A 21,926-nucleotide genomic window follows, 5' to 3' on the forward strand; every position below is an offset into this window, starting at 1 on the left:
TGCGGTGGACCTCAGCGATGCGACGACGTCGCTCAACGTCTTCTTGGCACTCGTCGGCATCGTCACCCTGGCGGCAGTGATCACATCGACCCGACCGGTCCGCGCATACATCGGCGAGGACACCGCGAACCTGGTCAACGTCAGCCTCGCCACCATCGCCGCACTCGGAACCGCCACCCTCGTCATCATCGAGTTCCGGACCTCCCTCGGCGGACTCGCGGGCATCATCCTGCTCGCCCTCGGGATCATCGTCGCGACAACCCTGTTCGTCCTCGCCTGGCGCGCATGCGCGCGTGGCGGAAAGCTCGTCCTCGTAATCGGCGCCGTCGTCGGCACGACCGCACTCGTGGCGATCGCGCACGCGTGGGCGTGGGGATTCGTCTGGACACTGTGGGCGATCATCCTGTTCGCACTGCTGCCGACCGTGCTCGCACGGCACCGCCCGGAACGCGAGGCCGGAACCGGAGGCGTGGTCGCGCTGCTCGCGGGAATCGTCGCGCTCGGGGTGCTCTGCGCGGTGGGACTCGAGGCGTCTGGGGTATCGGCTCCCTGGCGGTTCGCGATCCTCGCCGAACTGACGGTGTACCTCGCATGGCTCGGGACCTGGCACGCCGATCACGGGGTGGAGGCGGGGCCGGCAGCATCCGCGGCTGAGGCGGCGTCGGAGGAGCACGGCATCCGTCAGGGGTGACGACGCGGGGCTGGGCCGGGACTGGCGTTGCGGGCCGCCTGGGTCTCGATACGCCCGCTGCGCGGGCTACTCGACCACCGGAAGGCTGCGGGCTGCGCGAGCGGTGAGGGTGCCGCGCGGGTGAGGGCGGAGCGCCGGCGGGCGAGGTGGCGTGCGGGCGGGGTGGGGAAAAAGGGGGAAAAGAAAAGGGACGGGGAATTCGGGGGGAATCTGGGCGACTTGCTTTATTTTCTTTTCGGGCTATGGTGAGGGGCATGTCCGTCACCGCACCCTTTGTCAGCGCAGCGCCTTTGCGCAGCGCTCGAATCGTGCGATACGTCCTGGACATCGCCGGAGCCCGTCACGAGGTGCTTCCGCCCCGGGAGACGGGAGCGGAAGCCGGATCGCTTCCGCTCCTCACCCGTCGCGCGCCACCGTAGATGAACCCGTGTTTTCACGGCTCTTTCTCTTATCCCAGCGCGTCGCATATGCGGCGCCTTTTTTGTATCCGCACGACGGTGCCTGAATTGCACCATTATTCGTCGCGCCCACTTTCAGGAGTTCTCATGTCCGTTGACACTGCATTTTCGTCCGCACCGACCGTGGATTACACGCGTACTCGCCAGTTCCTGCAGAAGGAACTCGAGGAGCGAGAAGCGGCCATCCGCGAATCCCGCCCGACCTCCGCTCCCAACGTCGACCCCGTCTCCTGGGCGACGAGCCAGGCGACCCAGCGCGTGATCGACCAGATCACCGCCGCACTCGAGCGCATCGACGCCGGAACTTACGGCCGCTGCATCCGTTGTGGCGGACCGATCGTCGCGGCACGGCTGGAGATCATGCCGTACGCCGAGAACTGCATCGATTGCCAGCGCAGTGTCGATAAACGTTGACCCTGCGGTCGGTGTCACCGATGCGGTGACCCTCGGCACGGAACCCTCGCGAACACCATTGATCGCAGTGATCGGCGACCCGCTGCCGTGCCTGGCGGCGCTGGCCGCAGCGCCGGAAGTCGAAAACTTCCCCGGCGTCGACGCCGTGACAGGGAACCCTCGCGCGGTGGTCATCGGCATCGACATCCGTGCACTGCGCACGCGGAGACACCTGCGCTCGGCACTTCGCGACATCGAAGACCGATGCGCCACGCTCTGCGCGCGGCTGCGAGGACTCGAACACATCGTTCTCGTCCTCAACGGCTCGCCCGTCGTCTCGGAGCCGAGCGTGCTGCGGATCTGCGACAGCGCCACACGACGCATCCACACACGACTCGAGCAGGCATACGCGCGATCGGTCGTGATCACGGCCGTCCTGGCCGAACGATGCAACGACCGCGATCGCCTCGCCGAACGCGTCATCACCCGCGCACGAGAGCGCGAATCCCTCGACGCGGGAATCGCGCTGCGCTGGCAGGAGATCGCCCACACCTCGATCGGCGCCGCCGGAATGAACGAATACCTCTGACCCCACGATCTAGGAGCACACCATGTTCACCACTCCCCCGACCTCGACCGAGACCCGCGGGTGGGGACCCGCGTTCCTCCGAAGACGGAGAACGGACAGCCGCCGGGCGGTCGTCGCAGGCCGGATCGACGCAGGCCGTGTCGACGAGAGGATGCCGTCCGCGAAGTGGCTCGCGCTCGGGTAACCCCTCGAAAAGACCTCTGTGACGGATCAGCAGACCCCCGCTGATCGACGCGGGCCTCGAGAGCCCGACGACCATCAAGGAAAGGAAGCGTGCATCGCCATGTCTGGAAAGTCGCCTCGGAACGCCAACACGAAGAAGGAACCGAAGCTCAGCCTCAAGGAGAAGCGCGAAGCCAAGCGCTCGAAGGCCGCCACAGAGCCGGCGCGGCCGCGCAAGTCCCGCTGACCCGCCGTTGGTAGGTGAGGAGGGCTGACCGCCCCGACCCGGATGAGGGGTTGGGGCGGTCTTTCTGTTGCGGGAGCGGTGGGGATCAGGCCAGCTGGCCGTCGGCGGCCTCGATGAGCGCGAGGTCATGCAAGAGGCGGTTGACGAATGGAGGGTGGGGGGCATACAGTCCAAATTGGACAGACCAGTTGTCCAGTTTGCATGAATCAAAGGAGATTGAAATGCACAGCACCCGAATGCTGACTCGCGGGCTGGGCACCGTTGCCGTCGTCGCGCTCACCGCCGCGTCCGCCGTCGCCTGCGCGTCCTCCTCGCCAGGCACAGCCGACGGCGACACCGAGGGCGGCACGCTCAACGTGCTCTTCCCCCAGACCCACGCCGGCGCATCCGAGATCCTGAAAGCGGATTACGAGGCAGCCAACCCGGGCGTGACGGTTAACGTCACCCTCGTTCCTTACGACGAACTCCAGCAGAAAGCGACGCTCGACGTGCAGTCAGGCTCGGGCGAGTTCGACGTCTTCGACTCGTGGTACACCGAGATCGGCGCTCTCGCGGCGGGTGGCGTCATCGTCCCAATCGACGACATCGTCGAAGAGGCCGACCCGGACGACTTCATCAGCTCGATCTACGACCCGTACTCTCTCGTCGACGGACAGCGCTACAGCCTGCCTTTCGACGGTGACACCGAGGTGCTCTTCTACAACACCGAGATCCTCGAGCGAAATGGCGTGGAACCGCCGACGACGTGGGATGAGTACGCCGAAGCCGTTGCAACGATCACGGAGAACGAAAGCGCCAACGGCGTCTACGGCGCGGCGATCATGGGCCAGCAGACCCCCATCATCTTGATGTCCACCTACGCCAACCGCCTCGCGGGCTTCGGCGGCTCGTTCACCGATGACGCCGGCAACCCCACGCTCGACACGCCGGCAGCCATCGGCGCCGCCCAGGCCCTTCTCGACGTCACCGATGCCGCCCTTCCGACCCCGCTGGAGACGGGCTTCGACCAGGCGCTGCAGGCGTTCTTGTCGGGCAAGGTCGCATTCATGGAGTTCTGGACCGACCTCGGCACGTTCGCGCAGGATCCCGAGCAGTCCCAGATCGTCGACAAGTGGGGCGTCTCCCAGCTCCCCGTCGGCGGCGACGCCGAGTCCAGCCTCGCCGCCCTCGACGCCGGATTCACCCTGACCCTGTCGTCGCAGGCAGACAACGTGGAGCTTGCGAAGGACTTCATGCTGTGGGCGACGAGCAGCGAGGTGAACCTCAAGCTGATCACATCGTACGGCTCGGGCATCGACCCCAACCGCCTCTCAACCCTCCAGTCGGAGACGTACATCGAGTTCAACCCGCAGGTCCAGGAGGCCGCGTCCGCCTCGCTCAACGGCGCTCTCCCCTGGCCGACCACGGCCGACGCGCCCGCTCTCAACCAGGCACTCACGGACGCGTTGGCGACCATGATCGCCGATCGAGCGGACCCGCAGGAGACCATGGAGCAGGTGCAGGCCGAGTGGGAGTCGATCCTTGGCTGACACCACCCAGGTGACGAGAGGGCCCGGTCGCCGTATCGGCTGGGCCTTCTCGGCCCCGGCTCTCGTCGCGGGACTGATCGTTACGATCTATCCCCTCATCTACCTCCTGGCGTCCAGCGTCAGCCGCTCCACCCTTGGGCAGCCCTTCCAGGAAATCGTGGGCGGCGCGAACTTCAGCCGCGCATTCGGAGACACCACGTTCGTCGATGCCCTCGTGCGGACGAGCGCGTTCGCGATCGGCACCGCCGTCTTCCAGGTGGCGCTCGGCCTGATGATCGCGTTGCTGATGCGTCAGCTGACGCGAGGACAGAACGTCATCCGTACGCTCATCCTCCTTCCGCTGCTCACCCCGCCCGTCATGGCTGCGGTGGTGTGGAAACTGATCCTCGCGCCGAACGGTGGCCTGTTCAACGCCGTGCTCATGCAGCTCGGCCTCACCACCGAACCGATCTCCCTGCTGGGATCGTCATTCTGGGCGATCATCATGGTGGCCCTGGCGGACTCCTGGCAATGGACGCCTTTCGTGGCTCTCATCCTCTATGCGGGACTGCTGGCGTTGCCGCAGTCGGTGTACGAGGCAGCGCAGGTCGAAGGCGCGGGACCGTGGCAGACATTCCGCTACATCACCTTCCCCATGGTCCTTCCCACCATCACCGCGGTGCTTCTGATCAAGCTGATCATCTCGTTCAAAGTCTTCGACCTGATCTACATCCTCACCGCGGGCGGCCCGGCGGACGCCTCCATGCTGTCCGGCTTCCTGATCTTCCGCACCGCGATGCGCGAGTTCGACGTCGGTTACGCCGCCGCCCAGACGCTGATCTTCGTCATCGTCGTCACCCTCGTCACCATCCCCGTGACCATGCTCCGCAACCGCACAAGGTGGTCCTGATGTACTCGACAGACACCGCGAACGCCCCCACGACGGCACTGGTGACGACCCCCCGTGGTCGCCGCATGCCGCGGCGCCGCTCGGCCGGGCGCGCCCACGTGCGCAGCGGGTTCGGTCGGGTCGGCCGCGGCGGCCTGTGGGGCCTGGTCCTCGCCGGCACACTCCTGCCGATCATCTACCTCATCCTGCTGTCGTTCACGCCGCAGTCGCAGATCGCGACCGGGCGTATCGTTCCCGACGAACTGACGCTCGGGAACTGGACCGCCATGTGGGAACGAATGCCGATCCTGCTGTACGCGCTCAACTCGATCGTCGCGGCCGTGCTGGGGTGTGTTCTGTCGTTGGTGATCGCCACCCTGGTCGCGTTCGCCATCGCGCGCTACCGCACCGGCGGAAGCTTCCTCCCGGTCTACGTCCTGGCGAGCTTCGTCGCCCCGCCGGTCGTCGCGATCATTCCCCTCTTCTTCCTCCTCCGCTCCCTCGAGCTGACGAACAGCCCCATCGGCCTCGGTCTGATCTACGGACTGGTCAATGTCGCGGTCGCCACCGCCCTGCTGGAACCGTTCATCGAACGCATTCCGGTCGAGCTGGAGGAGGCGGCGCAGATCGACGGCGCCGGCCCCCTGCGAACGATGATCAGCGTCGTCATACCGCTCCTCGCCCCCGGACTGATCGCGACAGGGATCATCATCCTGATCCTCAACTACAACGAGCTGCTGTTCGCCCTGACCGTGCTGCAGAGCAACGAGTCCCAGACCCTGCCGGTGGCGATCTCGCTGTTCCAAGGCGATCGCGGTGTGCAATTCGGCCAGATGGCCGCCGCGTCCCTCGCCGCGATCATCCCCGTGTACATCGCCGCGGTCTTCATGCAACGGTATCTCGTCGGCGGCCTGACCAGCGGCGCGATCAAGTGAGGACGCAATGACAATCTCCGACATCACGTTCCTCGGCCTCCGCTCGCCGCTCCCCACTCCCGCCGTCTTCTCCTGGGGCTCGGCCTCGGAGCGAAACGTCGGCCTCGTGCGGGTGCGGTTGGACTCCGGCGTCGAAGGCTGGGGTGAAACGAGTGTGACCTTCCCCCTGTGGTCGCTCGAAGAACGCGCGGCGACCGTCGCGGCGCTCGCGCCGATGTTCATCGGCCTTCCCCTCGATCAGCAGGCCGACATCAGCACCGCGATCTCGGCGGCTCGCACACGCACCGAACGGCTCCGCAGCCTGTGGTCACCGGTCGGGATCAGCGCCGCGCTCGGCGCCATCGAAATGGCGCTGTGGGACGCGTACGGCAAGTCGATCGAGAAGCCGGTCTGGGAGATCCTCGGCGGAAGGCAGCTCGCCGTTCCGCTGTACGCCGTGGGCTTCGGCGGGACCCCCGCCGAGACGGCCGCGGCTGCAGCATCCGCACTCGCCGAGGGCTTCTCCAATGTGAAGGTCCGCGTCGGATTCGGCCCGGAGGTCGATGAAGAGCTCGTGCGCACCGTCTCGAAGCGAATCGGAGGAGGGCTGCTTGTCGACGCCAACATGGGCTGGTCCCGTGCCGAAGCCTCCGCGATGATCGACCGCTTCGAGCCGTACGACCTCGGCTGGCTCGAAGAGCCCCTCGTCCGCGACGACGTCGCCGGCTACGCGGAGCTGCACGAGCGGGCGACGATGCCGATCGCAGCCGGTGAGAACTGCTACTGCGAGGAGGAGCTCACCGCGTTGGCGGGTTCTGGATCCGTGGAAGTGGTCATGCCCGATCTCGCCCGAGTCGGCGGTCTCAGCGCAGCCATCGCCGGAGCGCGGGCAGCGCGCGGGGCGGACCTCACCTACAGCACGCATCATTACGCGTCGGATATCGGGTTCGCGGCGATGCTCGCGCTGTGCGCGGTGGTCGGCGAGCCCGCGCCGATACTTCGGGATGTCAGCCCGTGGCCGCTGCGGACCGAGCTGCTCTCGCAACCCTTGCAGATCAGTCCCCGCCGCGCGCTCCCCTACGAGGGGCCCGGCCTCAGTCCCGCACCACGCATGCAGGTCGTAGAGGAGTATCGAACGCTATGAGCAACGACACGCCTTACGAGCGACTGACTCCAAAGCCCCTGTGGACGGCAGCCGCTGATCAGATCAGAGAGCGAATCGAATCGGGTGACATACCCGTCGGCGCCCGTCTGCCGTCCGAGCGGGACCTGTGCGCGCAGTTCGGAATCAGCAGGATCTCGCTTCGCGAATCGCTGCGCGTTCTGCAATCCACTGGCTACGTCGAGACTCGTCCCGGTTCGGGGACGTATGCCCGGCTGCCGGAACCAATCGCCGACGGCTCGCTGGCCGCATGGATAGCGAAGGACATCCACATCCTCGAGCTGTTCGAGCTGCGGCGGGCGGTCGAGCCCGGCATCGCGGGACTGGCGGCGCTGCAGAGGAAGGAAGCGCACCTGGGACCCCTCGAAGCGACAATCACGCAGATGGCGGGAGATTCCCCTCGTGATCACCCGCGCGTCGTGGCGGCGGACGCAGAATTTCACCGACTCATCGGGCACAGCATCGGCAACCCCGCCATCTCGCGCCTGATCGACCAGATCCAAGACGAGGGCGGCGCTGAGCGGCGGCTCTCGCTCGGCGTCCCGGGTCAGACCCAACGCGCCGTCGATGACCACTCGGAGATCTTCGATGCGATCCGACGTCAAGACGAAGTCGGTGCTCGGGACGCCATGCGGGCACACCTCGACGACGCCGTCGACTGGATCGTCACCTATACGAAAGAACACCTACCCAAGGAGGAACAATGACCACGACATCGATCAGCCAGAGCACCACCCACAACGCCGCGGGGCAGCGGGTTGTGATCAGCCCGGAGGACTTCGGTTCGGGAGCACCGATGGAGGTGGGTCGCGCCGGCGTGCGGGATCGCAAGCTCATCTATCCCGAAGTCGGATTCGATGCGTCGACGCTATGCCTCGGTCTGGTCGAGATCGATCCCGGGCACCACTCCCCTCTCCACCGTCACAACTGCGAAGAGGTGTACTACGTGATCGAGGGCGAGGGATACGTCGAGCAGGAGGGCGAGAACTTCCCCCTCGCGACCGGCGACGCCGTGCTGAACAGGATCAATGTGGATCATCGGGTCTTCTGCACCGGCGACACCACCCTGCGCCTCGCCGTCATCGGCGGCATCATGCTCGTCCCGCTCCTGCCGACCTGGCCGACCGCGAGCCCCTACGAGATCCTGGAGTCGGCAGATGACGCATGATGACCTCGCGCGTGCCATCGATCTGATCGCTGACGTGCTCATCCCCGCCGAGCGTGGGCGCCCCGCACCGTCGGAGGTGCACCTCGGCGTCGACCTGCTAGGTCGGCTCCGGCCCACGGAGACCGATACGCTGCGCCTCGCGTGCGAACAGATCGGCGCACCCGATCGTTTCGGCACCCTCAACCAGGGCGCCCGCCACGATGCAGTGGCTGCCCTGGAGCAGGACTCGCCCGATCTTTTCGACGTGCTGCGGCGATGCGTGTATTTCGGCTATTACGCCCAGCCCGTCGTCATCCGGGTGCTGCGCGAGCAGGGCTACGACATCAACGAGGCGCCGCAACCACGCGGGTACAGGATGCCGCCCATGACACCGGATGTCGTCGCGAACGTCGACCGCTCGCGACGTGTGTGGATCCCGGCCGACCGCGTCGGCCTGAGTTTGAAGGAAGCATCATGACAACACCGACGGAGACCCTTCCCCCGGTACCCGTTCTCGTGATCGGAGCGGGCATGGCCGGCGGTGCGATCAGCTGCACCCTCGCCGAAGCCGGTGTGCCGGTCGTCTGCCTCGAGCAGGGACGGTGGGTGCCCGGCGGGTCCCGCCCGCATGCCGACCGCTACTACGAACTCGAACGGCAATACGCGTGGAGCACCTCTCCGAACACGCGCGGGTGGGCCGAGGACTACCCGATCGGCACCGATGCCGTGCAACCGCTCATGTTCAATGAGGTGGGTGGATCGACCGCGATCTACACCGCCGCCTGGCCACGCTTCCGCCCAACGGATTTCGTGAAGAAAGACGAGCACGGCCGCAGCGAGAACTGGCCGTATTCCTACGACGACCTCTCCCCGTTCTACGCGGAGAACGACCGGTCGATGGGAGTGAGCGGGCTCGACGGCGATCCCGCGTTCCCCGCCCACGATCCGTACCCCAACCCGCCGCTGCCGATCGGTCGCCGCGGAGAGGCCTTCGCGCGTGGCTGCGAGCAACTCGGCTGGCACTGGTGGCCGTTCCCGATGGCGGTGAACTCGCGCGAATATCGCGGCCGCGCGGCGTGCAACGCCTGCGGTGACTGTCAGAGCGGCTGCTCGATCGACGCTCTGGCCGGCTCGCACAACACCTATTGGCCCCGCGCGCTTGCGGCGGGTGTGGAGTTGCGCACCGGATCCCGCGTGGTCCGGATCGAATCCGACGACACCGGGCGCGTCACTGGAGCGACCTACGTGAGCGCGGAGACGGGAGCCCGCTACTTCCAGCCCGCGGATCGCGTCATCCTCTGCGCCAACGGCATCGGAACCCCGCGCCTGCTGCTCGCATCAGCATCCGACAGCCACCCCCAGGGGCTCGCGAACAGCTCCGACCTCGTCGGCCGGAACCTCATGTTCCACGGCCTGGCAATCGTCGAGGGGTGGACGGATGAGATGCTCGATCCGCACAAAGGCGTTATCTGCGCGGCCGCGTACTCGGCCGAGTACGCGGAGACGGACGTCGAGCGCGGGTTCATCAACGGGTTCACGCTGCTCTGCTCGGGAATGAACGGGCCGGGCTTCCAAGCCAACGGTTCACACTCGGGGAATGTCGCCCCATGGGGCGCCGATCACCACCAGTGGATGGATCAGCACCTCAACCGCGGGATGGCGGTGCTCGTTCAGACCGAGGACCTGCCCTCGCCGACCAACCGCGTCACGCTCGACCCCGATCTCGTGGACGCGGACGGCGTGCCCGCACCCTTCATTCATTATCGTCTCGACGACAACGACGAGCGCCTGCTCGAGTACGCCTGCGCCCGGGCCGTCGACATCCTGGAGGCAGCCGGCGCGCGCGAGGTGAAGGTCAATCGCTTCCGCGGCGCCGGCGGCGACTACATGCCGCCCGCGTGGCACCTCATGGGCACGGCACCGCTCGGCGATGACCCCGCGACCTCGGTGATCGATCCAGACCACCAGGCATGGGATGCGCCGGGCCTCTACATCTGCGACGGGTCGTCGATGCCGACCGGGGGCGCCGTGAACCCTACGAGCACCATCGGCGCCATGGCCCTGCGTTGCGCGACGCGCATTCTGGAACACCTCGGAAAGGAGACCCCCGCATGGGTCAGGTGATGTCCGTCGACCCCCGTTCGGGAGACGCGATCGAACGGGTCGCCGAGGAGACGAGCGATGTCGAGGTCGACCGGATCTGCGCGGCAGCCGCCGCCGGTGCCGAGGCCCTCGCCGCGACATCTCCCACGCAGCGAGCCGAGATGCTCGAGGCGATGGCCAACGACCTCGACGGTCGCCGCGAGCAGCTGGTGGCCCTGGCTGACCGTGAGTCCGCACTCGGCCACGCGCGGTTGGACGGCGAGCTCAGTCGCACGACCGGACAGCTCCGCCTGTTCGCGAAGGTGCTTCGAGACGGTGCAATGTTCGAGGTCGTCATCGACCACGCCGCCGGAGCCGCACCGGATCTTCGCCGCATGCTGATCCCGCTCGGCCCCGTCGCCGTGTTCGGCGCAAGCAACTTCCCGTTCGCATTCTCCGCAGCCGGGGGCGACACCGCCTCCGCGCTGGCGGCCGGGTGCCCGGTCGTGGTGAAGGCCCACGGGGCCCACCCAGCGCTCGACGCCGCCGTGATGGAAACGATGCGTCGCACCGCCGACGCGCACGGTCAGCCGGATGCGGTGTCTATCGTGTTCGGTCGAGACGCCGGACGTCGAGTGGTCGAGCACCCCGCGATCAGTGCCGTCGGATTCACCGGCAGCGAATCCGTCGGCCGACTCCTCATGGATCTCGCCGCGGCGCGTGAGCGGCCCATCCCGGTCTACGCGGAGATGGGTTCCTTGAATCCGCTCATCGTCCTGCCCAGCGCCGCGCGACGCCCGGGCCTGGCCCGCGACCTCGCCGGCTCGGTCACTCTCGGCGCGGGACAGTTCTGCACGAAACCGGGCCTGGTGTTCCTCCCCTCCGGCGAGGAGGGCGACGACATCGTCGATGCCCTCGTCGGCTCGCTGTCCGCGATGGATGCGGCATTCCTCCTCACCGAGGGCATCCGTGACAGCTTCGTGTCCCACGTGAGCGATGTTGCCAACGCCGGAGCGGATCTGCTGGTGGCCCCACACCCGGCCGCCGGGTCGGCGGTGACGCCGGGACTCGCTCAGATCACCGCTGCCGCTCTGCGCACCTCGCCTCGGGCGCTCGTCGAGTGCTTCGGCCCCGCCACGCTCGTGGTGCGGTACGACGGTATACCGGAACTCCTCGCCGCTCTGCGGGTCGTCCCGCCGTCGCTGACCGTCTCGGTCTTCGCTGATACCACCGCCGCAGACGCCGACGAGAAGAGCACGACCGCCTCGCTGATCACCGCGGCCGAGGCGCAGAGCGGACGAGTGATCCTCAACAGCGTCCCGACGGGCGTCGCCGTGACCTGGGCGCAGAATCACGCCGGCCCGTACCCGGCGTCATCCGCGGGCGGCATGTTCACCTCGGTGGGCGCGACCGCCGTGCGCCGCTTCCAGCGACCGGTCGCATATCAGGGGATGACCGACGAGATGCTTCCGCCGGCTCTCCGCGACGCCAACCCGTGGCACCTACCGCGCCGCGTCGACGGGGTCGAGGTGGGCGTGTGAGCAACGCTCGGCGCGGCCGCACCGCCAGCCACTGGGGCAGTTATCTCGTCGACACCGTGGATGACGAGGTGGTGGGCGTCACGCCGGTTCCGGATGATCCAGCCCCCTCGCCGATAGGGCAGAACTATCGGGGGAACCTTCGGGGCGGTCCGCGCATCACGGCACCTGCCGTGAGGAAAGGGTGGCTCGAGAACCGCTCGCGCAAGGGCCGCGGCGCCGACGAGTTCGTCGAGGTGACCGCCGACGAAGCGGTGGAACTGGTCGCGTCCGAACTCGAGCGGATCGGGCGCGAGTACGGCAACGAGAGCATCTTCGGCGGCTCCTACGGCTGGGGAAGCGCCGGGCGCTTCCACCATGCGCAGTCGCAGGTCCACCGGTTCCTCAACTCAATCGGCGGATACACGCGGTCCGTCAACACGTACTCGCACGCGGCGGACGAAGTCATCCTCCCCCACCTCGTCGGAGACCGCGCCGAGTTCCTCCGTTCCGTCCCTTCCTGGAAGGAGATCGCCGAGCACACGCAGGAATTCGTCGCCTTCGGCGGGCTCCCCGCCCGCAGCACTCAAGTGAATCCCGGCGGGGTCGGCGCCCACGTCAATCTCGCCGGCCAGGAGGCCGCCGCACAGGCGGGCGTGAGCTTCACACTGATCACTCCGGTGCGCACCGATACCGTGGAGCAGCTCGGAGGGCAGTGGGTGCCGCTCCGGCCGAACACCGACGTCGCTCTCATGCTCGGATTGGCGCACACGATCCTCGATGCGGGACTCGCCGACATCGACTTTCTCCAACGGTGCTGCGTGGGGTGGGAACGCGTCCGGGCGGAGTTGACCGGCAGCATCGACGGTCAGGCCAAGGACGCGAGGTGGGCCTCCGAGATCACCGAGGTCCCCGAATCCGTCATCATCGACCTGGCCCATCGCATCGGATCGCACCGCAGCCTGATCGCGGTGACGTGGTCGTTGCAGCGGCAGCATCACGGTGAGATGGCGTACTGGGCGGCCCTCACGCTCGCGGCGATGTCCGGATCCCTGGGTCTCCCCGGCGGCGGGTTCGGCACCGGATACTCCTCGATGCACAACGCCCACGTGTGGGATCGACTGTCCCCCGCCGCCGCGCTCCCCCAGGGGAAGAATCCCGTGAGCTCGTTCATCCCCGTGGCCCGTATCGCGGATCTGCTGCTCCACCCCGGCGAGGCCTTCGAGTACAACGGCCGCACCGCGCGGTATCCCGACATCCGCCTCGTTTACTGGGTCGGGGGAAATCCCTTTCACCATCATCAAGATCTCAACCGTCTGATGCGCGCATGGGAGAAGCCCGACACCATCGTGGTGCACGAGCCCTACTGGAACGCGCTCGCCAAGCGCGCAGACATCGTCTTCCCCGCCGCCACATCCCTCGAACGCGAGGACTTCACCATCGGCATGGCCGACAACTGGCTGAGCTGGATGGATCGGGTCGCCGACCCACCTCCCGGCGTCGTCACCGACTACGAAACGTTTGCCGCGATCACCACCCACATGGGCTTCGGAGAGACCTTCACCGAAGGCCGGAGCCCTGCGCAATGGGTCGAACGGCTGTGGGATGAGACTCGCTCGAAAGCGCGGAGCCTCGGGTTCGACCTCCCCGATCTCGAGACCTTCCGCCGGCGAGGGAGCATCCAGCTCGACATGCCGCGCGTCGCGCCGACCGCGTTCTCCTCGCTGCGGCGCAACCCCCAGGAGAACCCGCTGACCACGCCCTCGGGAAGGATCGAGTTGTACTCGGCGACGATCGACGACTTCGGGTACGCGGACTGCCCCGGATGGGCGCGGTGGATGGAACCCGCGGAATGGCTCGGCGGGGACCTCGCACGGACCTACCCGTTCCACCTCGTCTCGCCCCAGCCGGACGGCAAACTACACAGTCAGTACGACCACGGCTCGGAATCCCGTCGTCACAAGGTCGACGGGCGCACCGTGGTGCGGATCTCGCCCGAGGACGCCGCGCGACGCATGGTGACCGACGACGAGGTCGTGCGCATCTTCAACGCGCGTGGAGCGTGCCTCGCCGCCGTTCGCATCGACACCGGCATCCGTCCAGGAGTGCTCTCCCTCCCCACCGGGGCATGGTACGACCCGGTAGATCCGGCCGAAGCCGGCTCGCTCGACCGACACGGCAATCCCAACGTGCTCACCGTAGACATCGGCACATCCTCGCTGGCCCAGGGCCCGTCCGCCCATACCTGTCTCGTCGACCTCGAGCGCCTCGACGAGGTCCCGCCGTCGGTCGACGCGCATCGACCCCCCAGAATCCATCCCCGCCCTCAGACCCCGCCTCAGTCAGGAGAACCCGAATGAACGCCGCAGACAACCGGCTCGACATCACCCACAACTACATCGGCGGCGTGTGGATCGCCCCCTCCACCGCGACGACCGCGGACGTGTTCGACTCGAACACCGGGGAGGTGATGGGGTCCGCACCGCTCAGCGACGGCCGCGATGTCGAGCGGGCCGTCGCCGCCGCAGAGAACGCGCTCGAGGGCTGGCGGAACGTAAGCGGACGCGACCGCGCCCAATACCTGCGAGCCATCGCGCGAGAACTCGAGGCTCGACACGACCAGATGGCGAGCCTCATCGCGCGAGAGGTGGGAGCCAACGCGGCCATCTCCGCGGGGTCGCAGACCCTGACTCCGGTGATGAGCTTCGACATTGCAGCCGACATCGCCGAGACCTACGCGTTCACCGAATCCCTCGGAGACAACCTCATCGTGCGCGAGCCGATCGGCGTCGTCGGGGCGATCACGGCGTGGAATTTCCCGCTTCACCTCGTCACCGTCAAGGCGGCCTTCGCCATCGCGGCCGGGAACACCGTCGTGGTCAAGCCGAGCGAAGTCGCCCCCCTGACCGCCGCGGTCTTCGCCGAAGTCCTCCACACCGCGGGACTGCCGGCGGGCGTGATCAACGTCGTCTTCGGGAACGGCCCCGACGTGGGGGAACCGCTCGTCGCCCACCCCACCGTCCGGATGATCTCCTTCACCGGATCCACGCGCGCCGGGCGTCGCATCGGCGAGCTCGCCGCTCAGAAGGTCGCCAAGGTCGCACTGGAACTGGGCGGAAAGAGTCCCCTCGTGATCCTTCCCGACGCGCCGTTCGAAGAGGCCGTCCGATTCGGTGTGGAAGACCTTCTGCTGAACAACGGCCAGCGATGCGACGGCTACACCCGCATGATCGTCCCGCGCGACCGGCTCGGCGAGGTCGAGAAGCTCGCGGCAGACATGATGTCCACCCGACGGGTCGGCCCCTCCTCGAGCGAACAGAACGAGATCGGGCCGCTTGCCTCACAGGCGCAGAAGGACCGCGTCCGCTCCTACATCGAGACCGGCATCCATGAGGGCGCGAAGCTCGTGGTCGGTGGGCCCGAGGACCCGGAGCTCACGGAGGAGAACCGGGGAGGCTATTTCGTGAGGCCGACCGTGTTCTCCGAGGTAACACCCGAAATGACGATCGCGCGCGAGGAGATCTTCGGCCCCGTCCTATCGATCCAGGCCTACGACGACGTCGAAGACGCGGTCCGCCTCGCGAACGACACCGAATACGGTCTCGCCGCCGCCGTGTACAGCGGCGATCGCGACTGGGCCCTCGCCGTGGCTTCACGCATCGAAGCGGGAATGATCTCTGTCAACGGAGGCGGGATGGACATCCGCGCACCGTTCGGCGGATACAAGCAGTCCGGCTTGGGGCGCGAGTTCGGCCACTTCGGATTCGAAGAGTTCCTCGAGGTCAAAGCGGTCCGGCTGCCGGCCTGATCGCGAACACTGCCGATAACGCCGGGGGCGTCGAGTCCGCCGGTCAGGTCGCCAGAACGGGTGCCAGTTGCTCATGCCCACGGCGTTGAGCAGACGATGAGATCAAGTTTCCCGACTGGAAGACGCAGAGTTGCAGGCGGGCAGGCGCTGATCCGTGGCGTCAGGGCTGGCGCGGGACACGGCGTCCGTGGTCGGACACCGTGTCCCGCGCCGTTGGACTCCTCAGTACTTGGCGGACTGGCCACCGTCGATCGGAATGACCGTGGCGTTGACGTAGGAGGCGTCGTCGGAGAGGAGGAAGGCGACCACCGCCGCGATCTCGGGAGCCTCGCCGTAGCGCTTGGTGGGGTTCGCCTGGATGAACTGCTCGGCCGCGCCGCGGGGGTCGTCGGGGTCGAGCTGCTTCATGGAGTTCTCAACCATGGGCGTCCAGATCGCACCCGGGGCGATCGCGTTCAGGCGGACACCGAACTCGCCGTACTCGACGGCCGAGTTGCGAGTCAGACCCACGACACCGTGCTTCGCGGCGGCGTAACCGGACTGGCGACCGATGCCGCGGATACCACCGACGCTCGCGGTGTTCACGACAGCGCCGCTCCCCTGCTCACGCATGACCTTCAGGACCTTCTCGAGACCGAGGAAGACGCCACGCAGGTTGATCGAGACGACACGATCGAACTCGTCGGCACTGAAGTCCTCGGTGAGGTTCTGCTTGCCCTCGATGCCGGCGTTGTTGAAGAAGCCGTCGATGCGGCCGAAGGTCGACACTGTCTCATCGACGTAGCGCTGCGTGTCCTCCTCGCTGGAGACATCCGCGGTGACGGTGAGGAGCTTGGCGTCCGGCGCGACCTCGCGGACGGCATCCGTCGTCGCCTTCAGGCCCTCCTCGGACAGGTCGACGAGGGAGAGGTTCGCGCCCTCGGAAGCCAGGCGGACGGCGCTCGCGCGGCCGAGGCCGGAGCCGGCGCCGGTGATGAGGACGGTGCGGTCGGTGAATCGTGCAGTCATGTGTCTCTCGCCTTTCGTATCGCTGGCCCCGGGTCGGGTCCGGTTCGGGTCCGGATTCCGAGGCATGACTCCACTGTTCCACCGGGGCGTGGGACGTGTCGGCGGTTGCGTTTCGGGCGGAGCGGAGCTACACGGGCGCGGGCGGGCTCAGTCGGCGCCGGGGACAGTCAGCGCGATATCGAAAACGTCGCCGGTCACGCGCGCACCGTCGAAAACGGCATCCTCGTCCATCGTCGCGAGGACCCGTGGGTCTCGCGACGCAGCCGCCGCTCCCCGATCCCGTGCCTCACGTGAGGGCCAGACGGTAATCGATACGACGACGGACTCGGACGCACTCGCGCCGACGAGGTCGGCGAAGCTCCGGAGCTCGCCGGCCTCATACGATGTGCCCTCGGCATGGAAGTCGGCCTGATCGGGGGATGCGCTCGACTGCCAGTAGTCGGTCACGCGGAGGGCACCATGGTCGCGATAGACCGCCGCCATCCTCTTCGAGAAGTCGACATAGGCGACCCGGCGATCCGCCGGCACCGGCACGACCGTGATCTCAGCGATCGTCATGCGTCACTCCTCCTGCTCGCTCCTGGGGGAACCCTAGCCGCGACCGGCGCGGAGGATCAGAGCGGCGGCCTGGGTGCGACTCTCGACGCCGAGTTTGCCGAGCACGCGACTGACATGCGTCTTCACCGTGGGAATGGAGAGGAACAGCTCGGCGGAGATCTCGGCATTCGAGGCGCCGCGCGCGACGGCCTGCGCGATCTCGAGCTCGCGCGGAGTGAGGGACGCCAGAGCCTTCTGATCGGCGGCGTCGGGGAGGCGGGTGTGGTCGGCGGCGAGACGCATCACGGTGTCGAGGACACCCGGCGCGAGGACGGGGCGGCCCTCGGCGGCGGCGCGGATCGCCGCGACGAGCTCGGACGGCGGAGCATCCTTCAGGAGGAATCCGCGGGCGCCGGCGCGGAGCGCGCGGACGACGTCCTCATCAGCATCGAAGGTCGTGAGCACGATGATCGCCTGCGACGGATCGCGCGCGATCTCGCGGGCGGTCGCGGTGAGGCCGTCGCAGCGCGGCATCCGGATGTCCATGAGGACGACATCGGGGCGGTGACGGGCGATGACCGCTTCGGCCTCGAGTCCGTCCGCCGCCTCGCCGACGACGGTGAGGGCCGCGTCGGTTCCGAGAACGAGACGCAGCGCCGATCGCACCTGCGGGTCGTCGTCGACAAGGACGACGGTGACGGCATCCGTCATGCGCTGATCGACCACGGGAGGCTCACCTCCACGCGGAACTCGTCGGGACCCGGGGTGATGTCGAGGGTGCCCTGGACGGCGCGGACGCGCTCATCGATCCCGATCAGGCCGAAGCCGGGGGTGGGGGCCTGAGCGTGTGTGGGGGTCTGGGCGTCGGCGGGCAGGGGGTTGCGGACGGTGAGGGCGAGGCGGTCGCCGACCGTGCCGGCGACCGTGAGGGTGACCGGCGCACCGGGGGCGTGACGGCGGGCATTCGTGAGGCACTCCTGCACGATGCGGTACGCGTGGCGACTGACCGTCGGGGACAGCGACGCGGTGTCGACGGCGATGCGGGTGTCGACCGAGGTGGCGGCGGTGACGGTGGCGATGAGGGCCTCGAGGTCGTCGAGGGTCGGCTGCGGGTGGTCGGACTCGGCCGACCCGGGAGCGCGGACGACGGCGAGGATGTCACGGAGCTCACCGAGCGACGCGCGGGCGTTGTCGTGGACGGTCTCGACGACCGCAGCGCGCTCGTCGGCGTCGAGATCGTCGCGGTAGCGGAGCGCACTCGCGTGCATCGCCGTCAGGGACAGGCGGTGCGCGAGCGAGTCGTGCATCTCACGGGCTATGCGGGCGCGCTCGTGGTCACGCGCGGCATCCTCGCGGAGGCGCTGCTCTTCTTCGACGAGGATCGCGCGCTCCTGGAGGGAGGCGACGAGGGCGCGGCGGGATCCGATCGAGACGCCGATGGCGATCGCGACGGCGAGGAGGAGCGCCGTGACCGCGAGGGTGATCGCGAGATCGACGGGGGCGAGCGGGGCGCCGATCAGGTCGAGGCCGAGAAGCGCGGCGGCGGCGCCGGAAACGAGCCAGACCGCGGTCGCGATGGCGATGTCACGCGTGCGGCGGTGGGTGGCGAGCGACACGAGCGCGAGCAGAGCCGCCGGAACCGCGAACGACGACAGGGCCGCCGCGACCGCCAGAAGGATCGCGGTCGTGAGCGGGACGTACCGGCGGAGCGGGACGAGACCGACGGCGAGAAGCCCGAGCAGAAGGTCGAGGAAGAAGATGCCGGCGAAGCGCAGCGCGGTGTCGTCAGCCCCGGAATCGACGCTCAGACCGAAGTTGATGATGAAGATCAGGGCACCCGCGAGGCCGACGGAGACGATCGCGGCGATCTCGCGCCCGACCCGGCGGGCACGGGTCGGGGCGGTCGCTCGTGGTTCTGCGGGAGGTGTGGGGGCCGTGGGGGTCGTGCTCGCGGTCATGGATCCAGCGTAGGAATCGGGGTCGGGCGAGGGCATCGTCCGAAAGTGTCACATCCGGGGCGGGTTGGGGGGGGAGGCGCGTCTCGGCATTAGGTTGTGGGCAATTGAGTTGCGTGCAATGCTTTTGCAATGGCAGCCACCACGCTCGACGAGTTCGTGTGCTTCGCGATGTACTCCGCGTCGCACGCGACGACGCAGGCGTACCGCGAAGTACTGAAGCCCTGGTCGCTGACGTACCCGCAGTACCTCGCGATGGTGGTCCTCGCCACCGGCGAGCGCACCGTGAGCTCCCTCGGCGAGGAACTGGCCCTCGACTCCGGCACCCTGTCGCCCCTGCTGCGCCGACTGGAAACCCGCGGACTCGTCGACCGTCGCCGTGACGATCAGGACGAGCGCGTGGTCCGGGTCTCGCTGAGCGAGGACGGGCGACGCGTGCACGGCGAAGTCATCGGCGCGGTGGGCTGCCTCGTGCCCGCCTTCGTCGACAGCGGCCGCAGCCTGCCGGAACTGCTGGAGCAGCTCACGGCCATCACGGCGAACATGCGTGCGCTCGCGAGCGGGCTGCGCGCGGCATCCTGACTCCCCTGTCTTTCCCTCGTACCCCTCCCCCGAAAGAAAGGAACTCCCCCATGGAGACTCTCTACACCGCAGAAGCGCTCGCCACCGGCGGAGGCCGTGACGGTCACGTCCGCACCGCGGACGGCATCCTCGACACCGACGTCCGCACCCCGAAGGAGCTCGGCGGCGCCGGCGGCGCACCGAACCCCGAACTGCTCTTCGCCGCCGGCTACGCGGCCTGCTTCCACAGCGCCCTCCAGAGCGTCGCGCGCGCCCAGAAGGTCTCGATCGAAGGCTCGAGCGTCGGATCCCGCGTCGCCCTCGGATCGAACGGACAGGGCGGATTCGGCCTCGCCGTCGCCCTCGAAGTGAACATCCCCGAACTCGATCACGCCGTCGCCCAGCAGCTGGCGGACGCGGCGCACCAGGTGTGCCCGTACTCCAACGCCACCCGCGGCAACATCGAGGTCACGGTCACCGTCGTCGACGACTGATCCCGCGGGGTCTGTCCACCCGGGCCTGTCAACCCCGGACCGGGTGTCGACGGGCGGGCCTACCGTCAACCCATGTCCACAACGAACCCCACCCCCGACGACGACCGCGAGATGCTCGGCGCCACCGAGCCCGATGCCGGCTCCGACAACTCCGCGGAGAAGGACCCCTCGACGTGGGTCACGGGCGACGAGCCCATGACCGGCCCGCAGCGGTCCTACCTCGACACCCTCGCGCGCGAAGCCGGGGAGCAGGTGCCCGCCGACCTCACCAAGGCGCAGGCATCCGAAGAGATCGAGCGCCTGCAGGCCGCGTCAGGACGCGGTCAGGGCTGAAGAACCCACCAGGATCGAGCGCGCTCATCCGGCGAGGTCGTCGAGCCACGACGACCGTAACCGGAGGGCGCGCTCTGTCGTGGCGAGGACGACCGCGAGGGTCACCGCGACGTTCCCGGCCGTCGACAGGCGGATCGGCGACGTGAACGTCCCGACCGTATCGACGACCTGTGGGATCTGCGTCAGCGTCTCCACGAGCTGAGGCACCGCGATGCACACCCCGACGAGCACGATGAGGGTCGCGAGAGTTCCGATCGCGCGGCTGAGCGACGGATGCCGATGGTGCAGACGCGCGCGCAGACCCTCGGCCGAACGAGGGTGCGGGTCGAGCTGACGCTCGTCGCCGGCATCCGTCACGAAATGACAGCGACGGAGCCCCGTGGTGCGCGCAGCCACCTCGATGTGCCCGCCGAGGACGGCGAAGCGGGCAGGAAGCCGCGACACTGCCGTCTGCACGCCGTCGCGGTAGAGACGCGCGCGGACCTCACCGTCGTCGCGATCGCCGAGCTGGCGAACATCGACGGCGTACGTCGTCATGACCGGGATTCCGGCAGGGCTGACGCCGGCCGGCCGATCGAGGAGGAAGAGCGACCGGGTGAGCGTGTGCCACCAGCGGTAGGGCGGAAGCGGACGACCGTCACCGGGCTTCGCGCGGCGCTCGGCGAGACGGGCTCGCCACGACGGCGCGCGGTTCGAGGGCGTGGGCATGGATCAGAGGAGGATCTGGCTGAGCGGGTGGACGAGGTAGCGCAGCGAGTACGCCTCCCAGAGCGCCCCGATCACCAGCAGCGCGAGGGCCGGAAGAGCGAGCAGACCCATGCTTCTGAGTCCCTGGAGGTACGCCCGGCGCCGGCTCGTCGCCCCGATACGGCGGGGGAAGATCCAGGCGCGGCCGAGCAGATACGCGCCGAGGAGGAACAGCACGTAGGCCTGCAGCTCGATCAGAACGGTGAGCGCATGGGGGATCATCGCGACCCACCCGACCGGGGTGGTCTGCACGAGAGTGATCCCGGTCTCCACGGCCCAGTAGCCGAAGAAGGCGAGCCCTGCGAAGGGTACGACGAGCGAGGGCAGGACGATCGTGAACAGACTCAGGCGGAACACGTTCACCGCGAAGATCACCAGCGCGAACAGCGGCGCGGACTCCGCGACCGCGCGGACGAGCTCACCGGTGCCGTCCGCCTCGAGAGCAACGGCGCGAGCGGCGGGAAGCTCGGGGAAGAGCATGCCGAGCGCGAAACCGAGGGCCACGAGACCGTAGGCGGCGAGGCTCAGGATCAGGTAGGCGCGGGCGTTCTCGCGGATGAGGCGGAAGGGCCGGCGCCAGAACGGAACGGTGGGTGGCGTGGGAATCGTTTCGAGGAGTTGCGTCGTGGGCATGCCTCCATCGCACCGGAATCGGCCGTCCGCCGGGAGTGCCGGGGCGTCACGTTCCGCTGTGACATCGGTCACGGGTGTCTCGTGCGGCCTC

Annotated in this window: 24 protein-coding genes; 18 read left to right on the forward strand and 6 right to left on the reverse strand. The window is 68.1% G+C overall.

What is annotated here, in order from left to right:
* Positions 1-4 precede the first annotated feature (4 nt).
* The 15 genes from KZC50_RS01720 (at position 5) to KZC50_RS01790 (ending at position 15,567) form a co-directional block, all read left to right on the forward strand.
* A complete protein-coding gene (locus tag KZC50_RS01720) occupies positions 5-691 on the forward strand; it encodes a hypothetical protein (RefSeq protein ID WP_310890408.1) in 687 nt (228 codons plus the stop codon).
* A 545-nt stretch (positions 692-1,236) separates the two neighbouring features.
* Positions 1,237-1,563 (forward strand): TraR/DksA family transcriptional regulator, encoded by a 327-nt coding sequence (locus KZC50_RS01725; protein WP_310890409.1) that lies wholly within the window; start codon positions 1,237-1,239, stop codon positions 1,561-1,563.
* A 58-nt stretch (positions 1,564-1,621) separates the two neighbouring features.
* Positions 1,622-2,131: a hypothetical protein gene (locus KZC50_RS01730; RefSeq protein WP_310890410.1), complete on the forward strand. Its 510-nt coding sequence runs from the start codon at positions 1,622-1,624 to the stop codon at positions 2,129-2,131.
* 283 nt (positions 2,132-2,414) lie between these two features.
* Positions 2,415-2,540 (forward strand): hypothetical protein, encoded by a 126-nt coding sequence (locus tag KZC50_RS01735; protein WP_301132200.1) that lies wholly within the window; start codon positions 2,415-2,417, stop codon positions 2,538-2,540.
* A 221-nt stretch (positions 2,541-2,761) separates the two neighbouring features.
* Positions 2,762-4,069, forward strand: a complete 1,308-nt coding sequence (locus KZC50_RS01740; RefSeq protein ID WP_310890411.1) for an ABC transporter substrate-binding protein — start codon at positions 2,762-2,764, stop codon at positions 4,067-4,069.
* Entirely contained in the window at positions 4,062-4,958 is an 897-nt protein-coding gene (locus KZC50_RS01745; RefSeq protein ID WP_310890412.1) for a carbohydrate ABC transporter permease, read from the forward strand. Before KZC50_RS01740 ends, KZC50_RS01745 begins: the two co-directional genes overlap by 8 nt.
* Positions 4,958-5,872: a carbohydrate ABC transporter permease gene (locus KZC50_RS01750; protein ID WP_310890413.1), complete on the forward strand. Its 915-nt coding sequence runs from the start codon at positions 4,958-4,960 to the stop codon at positions 5,870-5,872. Before KZC50_RS01745 ends, KZC50_RS01750 begins: the two co-directional genes overlap by 1 nt.
* Before the next feature lie 7 nt (positions 5,873-5,879).
* The gene (locus KZC50_RS01755) at positions 5,880-6,995 is read left to right on the forward strand and encodes a mandelate racemase/muconate lactonizing enzyme family protein (RefSeq protein WP_310890414.1); all 1,116 of its coding nucleotides are present in this window, start codon (positions 5,880-5,882) and stop codon (positions 6,993-6,995) included.
* Positions 6,992-7,720 carry a FadR/GntR family transcriptional regulator gene (locus KZC50_RS01760; protein WP_310890415.1) on the forward strand — a complete coding sequence of 243 codons (729 nt, stop codon included), beginning with the start codon at positions 6,992-6,994 and terminating at the stop codon, positions 7,718-7,720. The genes KZC50_RS01755 and KZC50_RS01760 overlap by 4 nt, the downstream gene beginning before the upstream one ends.
* Positions 7,717-8,181, forward strand: coding sequence for a cupin domain-containing protein (locus KZC50_RS01765; protein WP_310890416.1), 465 nt, complete (start codon positions 7,717-7,719; stop codon positions 8,179-8,181). The genes KZC50_RS01760 and KZC50_RS01765 overlap by 4 nt, the downstream gene beginning before the upstream one ends.
* Positions 8,171-8,638 (forward strand): hypothetical protein, encoded by a 468-nt coding sequence (locus KZC50_RS01770; protein WP_310890417.1) that lies wholly within the window; start codon positions 8,171-8,173, stop codon positions 8,636-8,638. Before KZC50_RS01765 ends, KZC50_RS01770 begins: the two co-directional genes overlap by 11 nt.
* Positions 8,635-10,284: a GMC family oxidoreductase gene (locus KZC50_RS01775; protein WP_310890418.1), complete on the forward strand. Its 1,650-nt coding sequence runs from the start codon at positions 8,635-8,637 to the stop codon at positions 10,282-10,284. Before KZC50_RS01770 ends, KZC50_RS01775 begins: the two co-directional genes overlap by 4 nt.
* A complete protein-coding gene (locus KZC50_RS01780) occupies positions 10,272-11,783 on the forward strand; it encodes an aldehyde dehydrogenase family protein (protein ID WP_310890419.1) in 1,512 nt (503 codons plus the stop codon). The genes KZC50_RS01775 and KZC50_RS01780 overlap by 13 nt, the downstream gene beginning before the upstream one ends.
* Positions 11,780-14,119, forward strand: coding sequence for a molybdopterin-dependent oxidoreductase (locus KZC50_RS01785; RefSeq protein WP_375294559.1), 2,340 nt, complete (start codon positions 11,780-11,782; stop codon positions 14,117-14,119). The genes KZC50_RS01780 and KZC50_RS01785 overlap by 4 nt, the downstream gene beginning before the upstream one ends.
* Complete coding sequence (locus tag KZC50_RS01790; RefSeq protein WP_310890420.1) at positions 14,116-15,567, forward strand: aldehyde dehydrogenase family protein; 1,452 nt, start codon at positions 14,116-14,118, stop codon at positions 15,565-15,567. The genes KZC50_RS01785 and KZC50_RS01790 overlap by 4 nt, the downstream gene beginning before the upstream one ends.
* Positions 15,568-15,789: 222 nt before the next feature.
* Here KZC50_RS01790 and KZC50_RS01795 read toward each other — a convergent pair whose 3' ends face one another.
* The 4 genes from KZC50_RS01795 to KZC50_RS01810 form a co-directional block, all read right to left on the reverse strand.
* On the reverse strand, positions 15,790-16,575 hold the full coding sequence (locus tag KZC50_RS01795; RefSeq protein WP_310890421.1) for a glucose 1-dehydrogenase: 786 nt from the start codon (positions 16,573-16,575) through the stop codon (positions 15,790-15,792).
* Positions 16,576-16,722: 147 nt separating this feature from the next.
* Positions 16,723-17,133 (reverse strand): DUF1428 domain-containing protein, encoded by a 411-nt coding sequence (locus tag KZC50_RS01800; protein WP_310890422.1) that lies wholly within the window; start codon positions 17,131-17,133, stop codon positions 16,723-16,725.
* Positions 17,134-17,166: 33 nt separating this feature from the next.
* Entirely contained in the window at positions 17,167-17,838 is a 672-nt protein-coding gene (locus KZC50_RS01805; protein ID WP_375294560.1) for a response regulator, read from the reverse strand.
* Complete coding sequence (locus KZC50_RS01810) at positions 17,820-19,070, reverse strand: sensor histidine kinase (protein ID WP_310890423.1); 1,251 nt, start codon at positions 19,068-19,070, stop codon at positions 17,820-17,822. Before KZC50_RS01810 ends, KZC50_RS01805 begins: the two co-directional genes overlap by 19 nt.
* Before the next feature lie 129 nt (positions 19,071-19,199).
* Here KZC50_RS01810 and KZC50_RS01815 point away from each other — a divergent pair, with 129 nt between their 5' ends.
* The 3 genes from KZC50_RS01815 to KZC50_RS01825 all read left to right on the forward strand — a co-directional run bounded on the left by KZC50_RS01815 (position 19,200) and on the right by KZC50_RS01825 (position 20,455).
* Positions 19,200-19,649, forward strand: coding sequence for a MarR family winged helix-turn-helix transcriptional regulator (locus tag KZC50_RS01815; RefSeq protein WP_236968028.1), 450 nt, complete (start codon positions 19,200-19,202; stop codon positions 19,647-19,649).
* 50 nt (positions 19,650-19,699) lie between these two features.
* The gene (locus KZC50_RS01820) at positions 19,700-20,122 is read left to right on the forward strand and encodes an organic hydroperoxide resistance protein (RefSeq protein WP_053546319.1); all 423 of its coding nucleotides are present in this window, start codon (positions 19,700-19,702) and stop codon (positions 20,120-20,122) included.
* A gap of 72 nt (positions 20,123-20,194) precedes the next feature.
* A complete protein-coding gene (locus KZC50_RS01825) occupies positions 20,195-20,455 on the forward strand; it encodes a DUF3072 domain-containing protein (RefSeq protein WP_310890424.1) in 261 nt (86 codons plus the stop codon).
* Positions 20,456-20,479: 24 nt separating this feature from the next.
* On the opposite strand, the gene KZC50_RS01830 is transcribed toward KZC50_RS01825, so the two are convergent.
* Together KZC50_RS01830 and KZC50_RS01835 are read right to left on the reverse strand one after the other, a co-directional pair.
* Positions 20,480-21,163: a hypothetical protein gene (locus tag KZC50_RS01830; RefSeq protein WP_310890425.1), complete on the reverse strand. Its 684-nt coding sequence runs from the start codon at positions 21,161-21,163 to the stop codon at positions 20,480-20,482.
* A 3-nt stretch (positions 21,164-21,166) separates the two neighbouring features.
* Complete coding sequence (locus tag KZC50_RS01835; protein WP_310890426.1) at positions 21,167-21,835, reverse strand: hypothetical protein; 669 nt, start codon at positions 21,833-21,835, stop codon at positions 21,167-21,169.
* Between the last annotated feature and the right edge of the window lie 91 nt (positions 21,836-21,926).

This window comes from Microbacterium aurantiacum, from assembly GCF_031625015.1.
GTDB classification, from domain to species: Bacteria; Actinomycetota; Actinomycetes; order Actinomycetales; family Microbacteriaceae; genus Microbacterium; species Microbacterium aurantiacum.

Excerpts from the sequence above, each read along its gene's own strand:
- KZC50_RS01810 (WP_310890423.1), bottom strand. The coding sequence starts at position 19,070 with ATGACCGCGAGCACGACCCCCACGGCCCCCACACCTCCCGCAGAACCA.
- KZC50_RS01795 (WP_310890421.1), bottom strand. The coding sequence starts at position 16,575 with ATGACTGCACGATTCACCGACCGCACCGTCCTCATCACCGGCGCCGGC.
- KZC50_RS01835 (WP_310890426.1), bottom strand. The coding sequence starts at position 21,835 with ATGCCCACGACGCAACTCCTCGAAACGATTCCCACGCCACCCACCGTT.
- KZC50_RS01800 (WP_310890422.1), bottom strand. The coding sequence starts at position 17,133 with ATGACGATCGCTGAGATCACGGTCGTGCCGGTGCCGGCGGATCGCCGG.
- KZC50_RS01760 (WP_310890415.1), top strand. The coding sequence starts at position 6,992 with ATGAGCAACGACACGCCTTACGAGCGACTGACTCCAAAGCCCCTGTGG.
- KZC50_RS01815 (WP_236968028.1), top strand. The coding sequence starts at position 19,200 with ATGGCAGCCACCACGCTCGACGAGTTCGTGTGCTTCGCGATGTACTCC.
- KZC50_RS01780 (WP_310890419.1), top strand. The coding sequence starts at position 10,272 with ATGGGTCAGGTGATGTCCGTCGACCCCCGTTCGGGAGACGCGATCGAA.
- KZC50_RS01790 (WP_310890420.1), top strand. The coding sequence starts at position 14,116 with ATGAACGCCGCAGACAACCGGCTCGACATCACCCACAACTACATCGGC.
- KZC50_RS01750 (WP_310890413.1), top strand. The coding sequence starts at position 4,958 with ATGTACTCGACAGACACCGCGAACGCCCCCACGACGGCACTGGTGACG.
- KZC50_RS01725 (WP_310890409.1), top strand. The coding sequence starts at position 1,237 with ATGTCCGTTGACACTGCATTTTCGTCCGCACCGACCGTGGATTACACG.
- KZC50_RS01830 (WP_310890425.1), bottom strand. The coding sequence starts at position 21,163 with ATGCCCACGCCCTCGAACCGCGCGCCGTCGTGGCGAGCCCGTCTCGCC.
- KZC50_RS01765 (WP_310890416.1), top strand. The coding sequence starts at position 7,717 with ATGACCACGACATCGATCAGCCAGAGCACCACCCACAACGCCGCGGGG.
- KZC50_RS01825 (WP_310890424.1), top strand. The coding sequence starts at position 20,195 with ATGTCCACAACGAACCCCACCCCCGACGACGACCGCGAGATGCTCGGC.
- KZC50_RS01735 (WP_301132200.1), top strand. The coding sequence starts at position 2,415 with ATGTCTGGAAAGTCGCCTCGGAACGCCAACACGAAGAAGGAACCGAAG.
- KZC50_RS01820 (WP_053546319.1), top strand. The coding sequence starts at position 19,700 with ATGGAGACTCTCTACACCGCAGAAGCGCTCGCCACCGGCGGAGGCCGT.
- KZC50_RS01770 (WP_310890417.1), top strand. The coding sequence starts at position 8,171 with ATGACGCATGATGACCTCGCGCGTGCCATCGATCTGATCGCTGACGTG.
- KZC50_RS01775 (WP_310890418.1), top strand. The coding sequence starts at position 8,635 with ATGACAACACCGACGGAGACCCTTCCCCCGGTACCCGTTCTCGTGATC.
- KZC50_RS01755 (WP_310890414.1), top strand. The coding sequence starts at position 5,880 with ATGACAATCTCCGACATCACGTTCCTCGGCCTCCGCTCGCCGCTCCCC.
- KZC50_RS01740 (WP_310890411.1), top strand. The coding sequence starts at position 2,762 with ATGCACAGCACCCGAATGCTGACTCGCGGGCTGGGCACCGTTGCCGTC.